Annotated in this window: 11 protein-coding genes and 1 pseudogene; 6 read left to right on the top strand and 6 right to left on the bottom strand. The window is 64.7% G+C overall.

Translation table 11 applies throughout. The annotated features are described in order from the left end of the window. The first annotated feature begins 44 nt into the window (after window positions 1-44). From WJ542_RS27480 to WJ542_RS27455, 6 genes and pseudogenes are all read left to right on the top strand, one after another. Window positions 45-281, top strand: coding sequence for a hypothetical protein (locus tag WJ542_RS27480; RefSeq protein WP_411192724.1), 237 nt, complete (start codon window positions 45-47; stop codon window positions 279-281). Between the two features lie 112 nt (window positions 282-393). Continuing rightward, the gene (locus WJ542_RS27475) at window positions 394-1,515 is read left to right on the top strand and encodes a polyamine ABC transporter substrate-binding protein (protein ID WP_411192723.1); all 1,122 of its coding nucleotides are present in this window, start codon (window positions 394-396) and stop codon (window positions 1,513-1,515) included. A gap of 35 nt (window positions 1,516-1,550) precedes the next feature. Continuing rightward, entirely contained in the window at window positions 1,551-2,699 is a 1,149-nt protein-coding gene (locus WJ542_RS27470) for an ABC transporter ATP-binding protein (RefSeq protein ID WP_411192722.1), read from the top strand. A 13-nt stretch (window positions 2,700-2,712) separates the two neighbouring features. Continuing rightward, entirely contained in the window at window positions 2,713-3,678 is a 966-nt protein-coding gene (locus tag WJ542_RS27465) for an ABC transporter permease subunit (protein ID WP_411192013.1), read from the top strand. Then, complete coding sequence (locus WJ542_RS27460) at window positions 3,675-4,586, top strand: ABC transporter permease subunit (protein WP_411192012.1); 912 nt, start codon at window positions 3,675-3,677, stop codon at window positions 4,584-4,586. The genes WJ542_RS27465 and WJ542_RS27460 overlap by 4 nt, the downstream gene beginning before the upstream one ends. 199 nt (window positions 4,587-4,785) lie before the next feature. Beyond that, a pseudogene (locus WJ542_RS27455) lies at window positions 4,786-4,917 on the top strand (DUF3138 family protein); the annotation flags it as partial. A 49-nt stretch (window positions 4,918-4,966) separates the two neighbouring features. On the opposite strand, the gene WJ542_RS27450 reads toward WJ542_RS27455, so the two are convergent. The 6 genes from WJ542_RS27450 to boxC all read right to left on the bottom strand — a co-directional run bounded on the left by WJ542_RS27450 (window position 4,967) and on the right by boxC (window position 13,553). Further along, window positions 4,967-6,181: a helix-turn-helix domain-containing protein gene (locus WJ542_RS27450; RefSeq protein ID WP_411192721.1), complete on the bottom strand. Its 1,215-nt coding sequence runs from the start codon at window positions 6,179-6,181 to the stop codon at window positions 4,967-4,969. Between the two features lie 112 nt (window positions 6,182-6,293). Then, complete coding sequence (locus WJ542_RS27445; protein WP_411192720.1) at window positions 6,294-7,364, bottom strand: NAD(P)-dependent alcohol dehydrogenase; 1,071 nt, start codon at window positions 7,362-7,364, stop codon at window positions 6,294-6,296. A 56-nt stretch (window positions 7,365-7,420) separates the two neighbouring features. Continuing rightward, on the bottom strand, window positions 7,421-8,893 hold the full coding sequence (locus WJ542_RS27440) for a benzaldehyde dehydrogenase (RefSeq protein WP_411192719.1): 1,473 nt from the start codon (window positions 8,891-8,893) through the stop codon (window positions 7,421-7,423). 212 nt (window positions 8,894-9,105) lie between these two features. Then, window positions 9,106-10,350, bottom strand: a complete 1,245-nt coding sequence (boxA, locus tag WJ542_RS27435) for a benzoyl-CoA 2,3-epoxidase subunit BoxA (protein ID WP_411192718.1) — start codon at window positions 10,348-10,350, stop codon at window positions 9,106-9,108. Window positions 10,351-10,403: 53 nt separating this feature from the next. Then, window positions 10,404-11,831, bottom strand: coding sequence for a benzoyl-CoA 2,3-epoxidase subunit BoxB (gene boxB, locus WJ542_RS27430; protein WP_411192717.1), 1,428 nt, complete (start codon window positions 11,829-11,831; stop codon window positions 10,404-10,406). 51 nt (window positions 11,832-11,882) lie between these two features. Continuing rightward, the gene (boxC, locus tag WJ542_RS27425; RefSeq protein ID WP_411192716.1) at window positions 11,883-13,553 is read right to left on the bottom strand and encodes a 2,3-epoxybenzoyl-CoA dihydrolase; all 1,671 of its coding nucleotides are present in this window, start codon (window positions 13,551-13,553) and stop codon (window positions 11,883-11,885) included. Window positions 13,554-13,630 lie beyond the last annotated feature (77 nt).

The raw sequence follows: 13,630 nt of genomic DNA, 5'->3' as shown, positions 1-13,630 counted from the left end.
CGCACGTCATGTGCAGGCCGGGCATTCCACAGGAGTGGGAGACAATGGTTGCAAGCAATTTCGTGCAAGTCGAGACATTCGGCTTCGAACCTCTTCGCGATCTCTCGCGTCACGCGCGATCGATCGACCTGTTCGATTTGCTGTTCGGCGAAATCGACACGTTTTCCAGTTCGGCGCCCGGCCGCTATCCAGCGCCGGTCCGGCTTTCCGCGTTCACGATCGCGCTACGAAAGCGATCGTCGCCGCGAACGTCGCGGCCCGCACCTTCATTCGCGGCCTGACCGGCCGGCTCCGTTTGTCATCCCCTTTGCCCCCCTTTGTCACGCCGTTCGCCCTGCAGTTTGCTCGACGGGCGGCGGCATCGCCCGATCATTATCTTCAGGAAATACCAGCATGAGTCTTTGCCATCTTCGTCGTGCGACCGCTGTGGCGGCCGCCACCTTGTTTGCAGGTCTCTCCGTCGCCGCGAGCCAGCCTGCCCAGGCGGCCGACGACGTCTTGAACGTCTATAACTGGTCCGACTACATCGCAAAGGACACGATTCCCGATTTCGAAAAGCAAACGGGTATCAAGGTCAAGTACGACAACTACGACAGCGACGACACGCTGCAGGCCAAGCTGCTCGCGGGAAACTCGGGCTACGACATCGTCGTGCCGTCGTCGAACTACATGGCCAAGCAGATCCAGGCCGGCGTGTACCAGAAGCTCGACAAGTCGCAGATTCCGAATCTGAAGAACCTGAACCCGACGCTCATGAAGATGATTGCCGATAGCGACCCGGGCAATCAGTATGGCGTGCCCTGGGCCTATGGCATCGACGGCGTCGCCTATAACGAGCAGGCCGTCAAGAAGGCCCTCGGCGACAAGGCGCCGGTGGACAGTTGGGCTCTCGTGTTCGATCCGCAATACCTCTCGAAGCTGAAGGGTTGCGGCGTCTCGTTCCTCGACCAGCCCGCCGACGTGTTCGCGGCGACCCTGCAATACCTGCACAAGGACCCGAACAGCACGAACCCGGCCGACTACCAGGCTGCCTTCGAAGTCCTGAAGAAAGTTCGCCCGTACATCACCCAGTTCAATTCGTCGGGCTACATCAACGACCTCGCCAACAACGACGTCTGCGTGGCCGTGGCGTATTCGGGCGATGTCGGCATCGCGCGCCGCCGTGCCGAGGAATCGAAGCGTCCGTACACCATCCGCTTCTCGAACGTGAAGGAAGGCGGCGTGCTGTGGTTCGACATGATGGCCGTGCCGAAGGATGCACCGCATCCGCAAGCCGCGATGAAGTGGATCAACTACATCGAAGATCCTAAGGTTAACGCACAAATCACGAACGAGGTGTTTTATCCGACGGCCGACGCTGCCGCTCGCCCGTTCGTGACGCCGGCCGTCGCCCAGGACACGAGCATCTACCCATCCGAAGAGGACATCAAGAAGATGACCTTGCTGAAGTCGCTGCCGATCGAGATCCAGCGCCTTGAAAACCGTCTGTGGGCTCAGCTCAAGACGGGCCACTGATTATCTGAAGAAGAGACAAAGGAGACATTGCGATCATGAAATCGACGCCTTCAGTCAACGCCCGTCAGGCCGCGCCCGCACCGGCCGCCACGTCCCGGGACGCGTTCGTCCGCATCGAAAACGTCGTCAAGAAGTTCGGCGAGAGCACCGCGGTGGACAACGTGAGCCTGAGCGTCGCGAAGAACGAACTCTTCGCCCTGCTCGGCAGCTCCGGCTGCGGCAAGTCCACCCTGCTGCGCATGCTCGCCGGGCTCGAAACCGCCACCTCCGGGCGCATCTACGTCGACGGCGAAGACCTCGCGACGCTGCCTCCCTACCGGCGTCCCGTCAACATGATGTTCCAGTCCTACGCCCTCTTCCCCCACATGAGCGTCGAGGCCAACGTCGCCTTCGGCCTCAAGCAGGAAGGCACGCCCAGGAACGAGATCAGGGAGCGCGTCGCCGACGCCCTGAACCTCGTGCAGATGAGCCGCTACGCCCAGCGCAAGCCCCACCAGCTCTCCGGCGGACAGCAGCAGCGCGTCGCGCTCGCCCGCTCGCTCGTCAAGCGCCCCAAGCTCCTGCTCCTCGACGAGCCCATGTCCGCACTCGACAAGAAGATCCGCCAGAAGACCCAGCTCGAACTCGTCGGCATCATCGACAAGGTCGACGTCACCTGCGTCATGGTCACCCACGACCAGGAAGAGGCCATGACCATGGCCAACCGCCTCGCCGTCATGAGCGAGGGCCGCATCGTGCAGACCGGCACGCCCTCCGACGTCTACGAATTCCCCAACAGCCGCTTCTCCGCCGAATTCATCGGCTCGACCAACCTCTTCGAGGGCAAGGTCGTCGAGGACGAGCCCGACCACATCTTCGTCGAGAGCGGGGACCTCGAAACGCGCATGTACGTCAGCCACGGCATCACCGGGCCGCTGGGCATGCCCGTGGGCATCTCGGTGCGCCCCGAGCGCGTGCGCGTCACCCGCGAGAAGCCCGGCACGCCCCACAACTGGGCACGCGGCGTCGTCTCCGACGTCGCCTACATGGGCAGCTACTCGCTCTACCACGTGCGCCTGCCCGGCGGCAAGGTGGTCGTCTCCAACCTCTCCAGCTCGCACCTCATGAGCGAGGGCGCGCCCGCCTGGAACGACGACGTCTACGTCTCCTGGTCGCCCGCCAGCGGCGTCGTGCTCACGCAATGAGGAAGAGGACACCATGAGTACTTCCCTGCCCTCCACCCATGCCTCTGCCGCTTCCGGCGGCGCGCTGCGCGTCTTCTCGCGCCTGTTCTCCCGCTTCGTGCCCTCCGGCCGCACCGCCGTCATCGGCGTGCCCTTCCTCTGGCTCACGCTCTTCTTCGCCGTGCCCTTCGTGCTCGTGTTCAAGATCAGCTTCGCCGACCAGATGATGGCCGTGCCCCCCTACACCAACCTCGTCGGGATGAAGGACGGCGTCGTCCATTTCGCCCTGCAGCTCGGCCACTACGCCTTCCTCCTCCAGGACGACCTCTACATCGCCACCTACATCAGCTCCCTGAAGATGGCGGCCGTCTCCACCCTCCTGTGCCTGCTCATCGGCTACCCCGTCGCCTACTACATCGCCCGCTCGAACCCCGCCACCCGCAACCTCCTCATGATGGGCGTCATGCTGCCCTTCTGGACCTCCTTCCTGATCCGCGTCTACGCCTGGATCGGCATCCTCAAGGACGACGGGCTCCTGAACCACGCCCTCATGGCCATCGGCCTCATCCACTCGCCCCTGCGCCTCTATCACTCCGACGCGGGCGTCTACATCGGCATGGTCTATTCCTACCTCCCCTTCATGGTCATGCCCCTCTACGCCCACCTCGTCAAGATGGACCTCACCCTGCTCGAGGCCGCCTACGATCTCGGCGCGAAGCCCTGGGTCGCTTTCACCCGCATTACGCTGCCGCTCTCGAAGAACGGCATCATCGCCGGCAGCCTGCTCGTGTTCATCCCCGCGGTGGGCGAGTACGTGATCCCCGAACTGCTCGGCGGCGCCGACACCCTCATGATCGGCCGCGTGATGTGGGACGAGTTCTTCAACAACATGGACTGGCCGATGGCCTCGGCCGTCACGGTGGCGATGGTGCTGCTGCTGCTCGTGCCGATGGCCCTCTTCCAGCACAACCAGGTCAGGCAACTGGAGCAAGGCAAATGATCAGGCCCAACCGCACCCTCTCCACCGGTGTGCTTACACTCGGCTTTCTGTTCCTGTACATCCCGATCATCAGCCTCGTGGTGTATTCCTTCAACGAATCGAAGCTCGTCACCGTCTGGTCGGGCTTCTCGCTGAAGTGGTACGCCGCGCTCCTGCAGGACGACGAACTGCTCAACGCCGCGTGGCTGTCGCTGAAGATCGGCCTGATGACCGCGTTCGCCTCGGTCGTGATCGGCACGTGGTCGGGCTATGTGCTCGCGCGCATGGGGCGCTTCCGGGGTTTTGCGCTCTTCGCGGGCATGATCAACGCGCCGCTGGTGATTCCCGAGGTGATCCAGGGCATCTCGCTGCTGCTGCTGTTCGTGGCGATGGAGCAGTTCCTGGGCTGGCCGAAGGGCCGGGGCGTGCTGACCATGTGGATCGGCCACGTGATGCTGTGCGTCTCGTACGTGGCGATCATCGTGCAGTCGCGGGTCAAGGAGATGAACCGCTCGCTGGAGGAGGCCGCGCTCGATCTGGGCGCGACACCCTTCAAGGTGTTCTTCGTGATCACGCTGCCGCTGATCTCGCAGGCGCTCATCTCGGGCTGGCTGCTCTCGTTCACGCTCTCGATCGACGATCTGGTGCTCTCCGCGTTCCTCTCGGGCCCGGGCTCGACCACGCTGCCGCTGGTGGTGTTCTCGCGGGTGCGCCTGGGGCTCAATCCCGAGATGAATGCGCTGGCCACGCTCTTTATCAGCGCGGTGACGATCGGGGTGATCGTGGCCAACCAGATCATGATGGCCCGCGAGAAGAAACGCATGCGCGACATGCAGATGGCCTTCATCCAGCCCGATCCGGCCGGGGCGGAGCCGCCTGCCGCGCCGGTGGGCGCCGTGGGGGCGCCGCTGGGACGCCGCGCGGCGTGATTCGCGCCTGATTCCGGCGCGCTCCGGGTCGGGTTGCGATCCAGCCACGGCCCGAACCGCAAGCACCCGCAGGGCCTGAGAGACATCCGAACCTGTATCCGTAGTACACCGAAGCACAGCGTGGTCGAGTGTGCCGGATATCGGCGGCTCGTTCAACATCGGAAGCCAGACGCTCTCGAGCGCCACCAACGCCGATGATCCGACGCAGCAGATCACGGTCAGGGTGGAGTATCGCCACGACTGGGCCACGCAGCAGGTGTTCCTGCGCAGCGATGGTTCGTACAGCAGGAACAACGACCTGCCCGGCGCGCAGTTCACCTACTCGTTCTGACGAGGTCGCGGCGGACGGCAGCGGCGTGTACGCCGCCCTTCCCGCTTCCTTATTCTCCAGCCACCATGCCGATATCGCGCAACTGGCGCAGCCGCGCGTAAACGGTCGTGCGCGAAATCCGCAACTGCCGCGCGACCGCGGCTACGTTGCCGTTATGGTCGAGCATGGCCTGCTGAACGGCGCCGAGCATCTGTTCTTCAAGACTCGAACCCGCTTTCGGCGCGGCGGGCCCAGCACCGGACGCGATCGTTCCGGCATCGGCGCTGCCTGCATCGAGGTCCGTCTGCACGTGGCGCGCCGTGCTGCGATTGAGCGGCGCGCGTGCATATTGCACCCATAGATGACTGCCATCCGCGCGGGCAATGCGCTGCGGACCGCGCCGAGGCTTCAGCAGACGGCTCAGCAGGGCCGGGGGCGCATCGTCGAACACGTCGCGCAGCGCGAACTGCGCCATCGGCACGCCGTGGGGCAACGAAAGCATGCGCCGTGCGAGACGGCTCGCCGCACGCAGATGCCCGTCCTCCTCCACCGCCAGCACGCCCGCGAGCGGCGTGGCCAGCCAGCGCGGATCGTGCTGCAGACGCAGCAAATGACAACCGCGCAAGGTCGCGAAGAGACGCTGTTCGGCGGCCAGTGCAGCGAGCCGGAACTGCTCCTTCAGTTGTGCGAAATCGCGCTGCCCCGTGCCGGTGATATCGAGCGCGCCGACCACCTCGCCGTGCAGTCCGAATAGCGGCACCGCGAGGCAAGACACGCGTTCGAATTCGTCGAGATAATGCTGGCCGCCCGTCACCGTCGCTTCAATACCCTCGTGCAGCACGCAGCTTGGCGCTGTCGTGCCGATATGCGATTCGAGAATGCGGCGGCCGGCGATGATCGGCAGGATCAGTTCGTCGTCGCAGCCGGGGCTGCGGCGCGCGTGAATCACCGTGCCCTGCGGATTCACGCAGAAGATGGTCCACTCGTCGCCGCCGAATGCCTCCCAAAGTTGCTCGACTTCGTCGACGATGCAACTAAAGAGTCGCCGGTCGTCGAGCGATTCCCGCGTGCTGCGCGAACCGCTGAGCAGTTCGTATTCGGGTGCCTGCCAGGGCATCACACCCGCGTCGCGCGAGCGCGCCCACGAGCGCGCCACGGATTCGGGGAGCAAACCGGGGGTCAGGGCCTTGGGGAGTTGTCCGCCGTCGCCGAAGCGTTCACGGGCCGAATGCAGTTGTGCGAGCGGACTGGCGTTCAAGGGTGCGGGCGCGGACATGCGATTCATTCGGGCTCCCGTCGCTGCGAGGCAGGCGTGGCAATAAGGCGGACACCCGTGAGAATAGCGTACCCTGTGGCCCTCTGCGCGGCCACAGGTGCCCTATCGGCCGCCCGCTCACTCACGCATGCGCGAAACGCAGGATCGGCTTGAGCGTGATGCCGCGCGTGCTGTCCTCGGCGGCTTCGTTGATCTGCTCGACCGGATAGAACTTCACGAGCTTGTCGAACGGAAAGCGCCCCTGCCGATAGAGTTCGACGAGCTGCGGAATGAAGCGTTGCGCAACGCTATCGCCTTCCACGATGCCGCGTATCGTGCGCCCGCCCAGCAGCAGGTTGTTGATGTCGAACTCGGCCCGGGTGCCGAGAGGCGGCGCGCCCACCACGCCAATCGCGCCCAGCGTGCCAAGCGACTCGATCGCGCCTGCCAGCACCTTCGGATTGCCCGTCGACTCCAGCGCGAAGTCCACGCCGCCACCCGTGAGCGCGCGAATCGCTTCGATCATGTCGACTTCCGCGCTGTTGACGGTATGCGTAGCGCCCAGTTCCTTCGCGAGTTCGAGCCGCGAAGGCACGATATCTACCGCGACGATGGTCGTTGCGCCCGCCACGCGCGCGGCCATCACGGCGGACAGGCCGACCGCGCCCGCGCCGGTCTGGATGCCGCAACCGAGCGGCCCCAGCAACTCCAGCGGCGCATCGTGCGGCACCTTGATCGCGTTGTTTTCGCGTGCAAGCGCATGGCTTGCGAACGACGACTGCGAGAAGAAGTGGTCGTGCAGCGGCCGGCCTTCCTGGTCTTCGATGGCCGTATGCCCTTCGGGGTCTGAACCACCGAAATTCAGGCCGAAGAAGTGGCTGCAATACGCGCCGTGCCCGCCCGCGCACGGCTGGCAATGACCGCACGCGCCATAGGTCAGCACAACGTGATCGCCGGGCTTCAGATTCTTCACGTTCGGGCCGACCTCCTCGACCACGCCCGCGCCTTCATGGCCGAGCACGGCAGGCAGCGGCACCGGATAGTACTGGTCGCGCACGATCAGGTCCGTATGGCACAGGCCCGTGGCAACCACGCGCACCAGCACCTCATCGTCCTTCGGGCCACGCAGGCGCGCCTGCTGGATGACGAACGGTTCGCCCTTGCCGCGCGCGACCGCTGCCGTGACGGTACGGCCTGCGGTTGTCGTACTCATGTTGCGCCTCCTTGTTGCGTCGATAAGTTCGGGATGACTCGCATCGTCCGGCCCGCTCAGAGGGGATAGCGCGGCGCTTCGCCCTTCACGGTGAGCCACTGCCACTGCGTGAACTCCTCCCAGTTGGCCGGCCCGCCAATGCTCGTGCCGTTGCCGGAGGCGCCCACGCCGCCGAACGGATTGATCACTTCGTCGTTGACCGTCTGGTCGTTGATGTGCAGAAGCCCCGTGCGCAGGCGCTCGCCCATGTGCAGCGCCCGTCCTACGTTCGACGTGACGATGGCCATCGAGAGGCCATATTCCGTGTCGTTGGCGAGCTTGACGGCTTCGTCGTCGGTATCGAACGGCACGACCACGGCAACCGGCCCGAAGATCTCCTCGTTGAACGCCGGGTTTTGGGCGTTCACGCCGCTCAGCACGGTGGGCTCGAAGAACAGATCCTTGAAGGTCCCGCCCGTTTCGACCCGCGCCCCCGCTTCCTGCGCTGCCGCCAGCGCCCGCACGATATGGTCGCGCTGTGCCGTGTCGATGATCGGCCCGAGCGCGACATTGTCCGCAGCCGGATCGCCCACCGTGAGGCTCGACGCTTTCGCCACGAGCTTCTCCACGAAACGGTCGTAAATGCCGCGTTGCACGAGTACCCGGCCGGCCGCCATGCAGATCTGCCCCTGGTGCAGATACGCCCCCCACGCCGTGTTGGCAATCGCGAGATCGAGATCCGCGTCGTCGAGCACGATCAGCGAGTTCTTGCCGCCCAGTTCGAGCGAGACCTTCTTCAGGTGGCGGCCGGCCGCCTCGCCCACCTTGCGGCCCGCACCGGTCGAGCCCGTGAACTGGATCATCGCCACATGCGGATCGCTGGTAAGCGCCGCGCCCGCCGCACCGTCGCCCGGCAACACATGCAGCACGCCCGCGGGCAGGCCCGCCAGTTCGAACAGGCGCGCGATGGTGAAGCCCCCGCAAACGGAGGTGCGCGGATCCGGCTTGAGCACGACGGCATTGCCGAGTGCGAGAGCCGGAGCGACCGCGCGCATCGCCAGATAGAGCGGGAAATTGAACGGTGCGATCACGCCCACGACGCCCAGCGGACGGCGGCGCGCGAGCGAAAGGCGGCCCGGCACCGAAGGCAGGACTTCGCCCGCCGAGCGCGAGGGCAGCGCGCTCGCCTCGTGCAGTGCCTTGACGGTGACCTGGGTTTCGAAGCCCGCCTTGCCGCGCGTCGAGCCGCTCTCGCGCACGATCCAGCCGGCAATTTCGTCGAAGGACGCTTCGGCGAGCCGTGCGGCGCGGCGCAACACGGCCGCGCGCTCGTCGTAAGGCAGCGCGGCCCAGGCCTGCTGTGCCTCGAATGCCGACTTCGACGAAGCGGCCACGAGTCCGGCGTCGGCCATGCCGATCCGCGCAAGGCGCTTGCCGGTGGCGGGTTCGAGCACGTCGGCGGCCGAGGTGCCCTCGCACCACGAACCGGTGAAGAGCCGGCCATGCCAGACGTCGTCGTCGAGAAGGCGGGTGGAAGAAGAAACGCTCATGCTGACTCCTGTGTATATCAAGCTATCAAGCGAAAGCCGGGACGCAAGCGCGTGGGAGGCGCGGATCGCTGCCGGAACATCGCTACGTTAGGGAACAGGGGCCAGCATCACTATCGGGAATTGTTCGTGCCCCGGAAGGGTCCGTGGCTGCGAAGCCGGACGCCGGAAAGCGTTCAGTTACTGAACAGTGCGAAAGCGGCTGCGCGAGTCGCTCAGTATGTCTCGAGGTGCAGCCGCCCTTCACGCTTGAGACGCGGCCAGAGGGCGTTCCAGTCCAGTCCATGCCGACCGGCGATATCCTGGAGCGCCTGCAGCACCCCCTCTTCCATGCCCTTCAAACCGCAAACGTAGACATAGGTGCTGTCGTCTTTCAACAGTTGGGCGACATCCACGGCCCGCTCGCGCATGGCATCCTGAACGTAGCGCCTGGGCTGACCCAGCGTGCGCGAAAACGCCAGATTCGTGTCGATGAAGTCTTTCGGCAGATTGGTAAGCGGTCCGAAGTATGGTAATTCCTCTTTCGTCCTGGCGCCAAAAAACAGCATCAGCTTTCCAGTCACGCCCTTGAGGCGCCGCCGCCGGCGATATTCGGTCATCGCGCGCATCGGCGCGGAGCCGGTGCCCGTGCAGATCATCAGCAAATGGGAATTCGGATGGTTGGGCATCAGGAAGGTGCTGCCGAATGGCCCGATCACCGTCACGACGTCGCCCTTCTGCAGATCGCACAGATAATTCGAGCAGACGCCCAGGGTGTCGTTGCCGTCGTGATCGCGCGTGACGCGCTTCACGGTCAGCGAAACGTTGTTGTAGCGCGGACGCTCCCCGTCGCGCGGGTTCGCCAGCGAATACTGGCGTGCGTGATGGGGCTTGCCGTCCGGGGTCGTGCCGGGCGGCAGGATGCCGATCGATTGCCCTTCGAGCACCGGGAACGGCAGCGCGCCGAAATCGAGGACGATGTGATGGATATCGCTCTCGGCCGACTCGCCGGTCAGGCGGTAGTTGCCCATCACCGTCGCCGTGGCCGGTGTCTTGTGCGTGTAGAGGTTCACATAGGGCTTCGAAGCGGACCACGGCGGCACATTCGATCCGCGCCCGGTGTCCGTTTGCTGAACACCCGCCGGCTCGACCGGGCTCTCGGTCACAACGTCGGCGCCCGCCGGCTCTGCCTGAGCGCTAACCGATGCGCTCTGCGCCGGCAGTTCGTCCCACCCGAACTGCTGCTCGATGCCATAGGCGTCCGCTTTCAGGACGTTGCGCCAATTATCGATCGCTCCCGTAGGGCAGGGCGGGACGCAAGCCATGCAGCCGTTGCAGACGTCCGCCTTGACCACGTAGTTGCTGCCGTCGTGGGTAATCGCGTCGATCGGACAGGTCTCTTCACACGTATTGCACCGGATGCAGATTTCCGGATCGATCAGGTGCTGCTTCAGGATTTCCATCGGAATCGCTGCATTCATGGTTGTGCTCCCACCCCTACCGTCCGGTCTGCCTCAATGACGGGCGAAGCCGATCAGTTGAAACGGACGTATTCGAAATCGACAGGCTGACGGTTGATGCCCATGGCCGGCGGCGCGATCCAGTTCGCGAACTTGCCCGGCTCGATCACGCGGCCCATCAGGGAGGCCACGTAAGCGCGATCCTCCGGCGTCGCCAGCCATTTCGACTCGTTGGCCGCCCACTCGGCCTCGCTCACCACGCGCCCATCCGGCGAGATGCGCACGCCCGCGAACGTGCCGATCTGGCGGTTGAACGCTTTGTGCGGCACGGTCAGGCGGAAATCGATGCCGGCTTTTTCGAGCACCTTGTTCCAGCGATTGACGCCCGCCACCGAGTCCTTGATGTAGTCGTCGCGCAGCACTTCGTTCATCGCATTGAGCATGGGCACTTCGCGCTCGACGAGTTTGCCGTCCTGAACATCGAGCAGCCTGTAGCTCTGCCCCGTCAACTGGTGGTCGTCGTCGCGCTTCGTCTCTTCATAGCGGCCCTTCAGGCCCGAGCTGTAGAACGTCGCGGCGTTCGACGACTGGTCGGCACCGAACAGGTCGATCGTCACCGAGTAGTGGAAGTTCAGGTAGCGCTGGATCGTCCCGAGGTCGATCACGCCTGCGGCGCGCAACCGGCCTGCGTCATCCGTCTTCAGCTCGTTCATGACCTGTGCCGTGCGCTGCACCACGCGCGACACGCCGGATTCGCCGACGAACATGTGGTGCGCCTCTTCGGTCAGCATGAACTTCGTCGTGCGGGCCAGCGGATCGAAGCCCGACTCCGCGAGCGCCGAAAGCTGGAACTTGCCGTCGCGGTCCGTGAAGTACGTGAACATGAAGAAGGCCAGCCAGTCGGGCGTCTTCTCGTTGAACGCGCCGAGAATGCGGGGGTTGTCGTCGTCGCCCGAACGCCGGCCGAGCAATGCTTCGGCCTCCTCACGTCCGTCGCGGCCAAAGTAGCGGTGCAACAGGTACACCATGGCCCACAGATGGCGACCCTCTTCCACGTTCACCTGAAACAGGTTGCGCAGGTCGTACATGGAAGGCGCCGTGAGACCCAGGTGCCGCTGCTGCTCCACGGAGGCTGGCTCGGTATCGCCCTGCGTGACGATGATGCGGCGCAGGTTCGCGCGATGCTCGCCAGGCACGTCCTGCCACGCCGTTTCGCCCTTGTGCTCGCCGAAATGGATCTTGCGGTCCGCCTCGCCCGGCGTGAGGAAAATGCCCCAGCGATAGTCCGGCATCTTCACGTAGTCGAAGTGCGCCCAGCCACCCGGGTCGACACTCACGGCCGTGCGCAGATAGACGTCGTAGCCGTGCGAGCCCTCGGGCCCCATGTCGCCCCACCACGAGAGGAAGTTCGGCTGCCACTGCTCGAGCGCGCGCTGCAGCATGCGATCGTCGGCCAGATTGACGTTGTTGGGGATCTTCTCGCTGTAGTTGATCGTGGACATTACGGTTCCTTGTACGGTAGCGGGAGGCCTCGGAGGAGCCTCAAAGAGGCATCAAACGCGGGCGGTGTCGAACTGCGCCTTGCTGCCCTTGCCATAGACCTTCAGCGCGCCCTTCTCTCCCACGGCGTTCGGACGGTTGAAAATCCAGTTCTGCCAGGCAGAGAGGCGGCCGAAGATGCGCGTTGCCATCGTCTCCGGACCGTTGAACCTCAGGTTCGCTTCGAGACCCGTCAGCGCGTCGGGCGACATGGCCATGCGTTCCTCCAGCGCGATGCGGATTTCGTCGGCCCAGTCGATGTCGTCGGGCGCGGCGGTCACGAGGCCGAGGCGCTCGGCCTCCACAGACTTGACCGGCTGGCCGATCTTCGCGCGCGCCGCGTCGAGCGGTTCGGTTTCCTCATAAAAACGCCGCGCGAGACGCGACTGCTCCGTGACCATCGGATAGAGGCCGAAGTTGGCTTCGGAAAGCGTGATCGCGGGCTCTTCTTCCTCGTTCGACGGCAGCGCCACCATATAGGTCCGGTCGGCGGCGAAAGCCAGCTCGGCGAACGTGCCGGCGAAACACGAGCCGGGTTCGATCAGCGCGAACAGCGAACGCGACGATACGTCAATACGCGCCAGCGTACGGCGCAGCATGCCGATGGTTTCCCGGACGAACCAATGATCGCGATGTTCGAGCAGCGCGGCATCCGCGGCGAGCACGGCCTTCGCATCGCCGCCCGTCTTGAAGATCCAGGTGCCGATATCGAGCTCGTTCGTGCGCATCGACAGAATGGCGTCGTCGAGCTCGCGCGCGAACTGCAGCGGCCACCACGATGCGCCGGCCGCGACGATCGCGCCGATGCCTTCGGGAAGCGGGACCGCGGGCGCCTTCACGGTAAACGTGGCGGTACGCTTGGCACGGTCGATGGCGACGTCGACCGTTGCATAACTGAGGATGTCGTCGTGCTGGATGCGTTCGATGCGCGTGAGCACGATGCCTTGGGCGTCGGCCGGACGATCGCTTTGCGCCGCGAGTTCGAGCGCGCGTGCCTGCACGGCCTGGTCGAACTGGTTCGGCTTCACGACAGCGTCGACGAGGCGCCATTCCTTCGCCCGTTCGCCGCGTATGCCTTCCACCACCGTGCAGAAGATGTCGGCGCGGTCGTGACGAACCTTGCGCTTGTCGGTGAGGCGCGTGAGCCCGCCGGTGCCGGGCAGCACGCCGAGCAGCGGCACCTCCGGCAGCGCCACCGACGACGAGCGATCGTCCACGAGCATGATCTCGTCGCACGCCAGCGCCAGCTCGTAGCCTCCGCCCGCACAGGCGCCGTTCACGGCGGCAATGAACTTCAGGCCCGAGTGACGCGACGAGTCCTCGAAGCCGTTGCGCGTTTCGTTCGTGAACTTGCAGAAGTTGACCTTCCAGGCATGCGTGGAAAGTCCGAGCATGAAGATGTTCGCGCCCGAGCAGAAAACGCGGTCCTTCAGGCTCGTCACGACCACCGTGCGGACTTCCGGATGCTCGAAGCGGATGCGCTGGAGGGCGTCGTGAAGCTCGATGTCGACGCCCAGGTCATACGAATTCAGCTTGAGCTTGTAGCCGTCGCGAATACCGCCGTCTTCGGCAATGTCGATGCCCAGCGTCGCTACCGGACCGTTGCATGTCAGCTTCCAGTGCCGGTACTGCGAGGGGTCGGTGCGATAGTCGACCTGCGGGACAGCCGTTTCTGCTGCGGACATGAACGTCTCCTGATAGGCGCATCGTATTTCATGAACGATAGTGCATCATCAGGATCGTGTAAAGCATTTTAATGCAT

Origin of the sequence: Paraburkholderia yinzeri (genome assembly GCF_046581065.1) — a bacterium.
In the GTDB taxonomy this organism is placed as follows: Bacteria; Pseudomonadota; Gammaproteobacteria; order Burkholderiales; family Burkholderiaceae; genus Paraburkholderia.
This window is presented reverse-complemented; position numbering and strand designations above follow the sequence as displayed.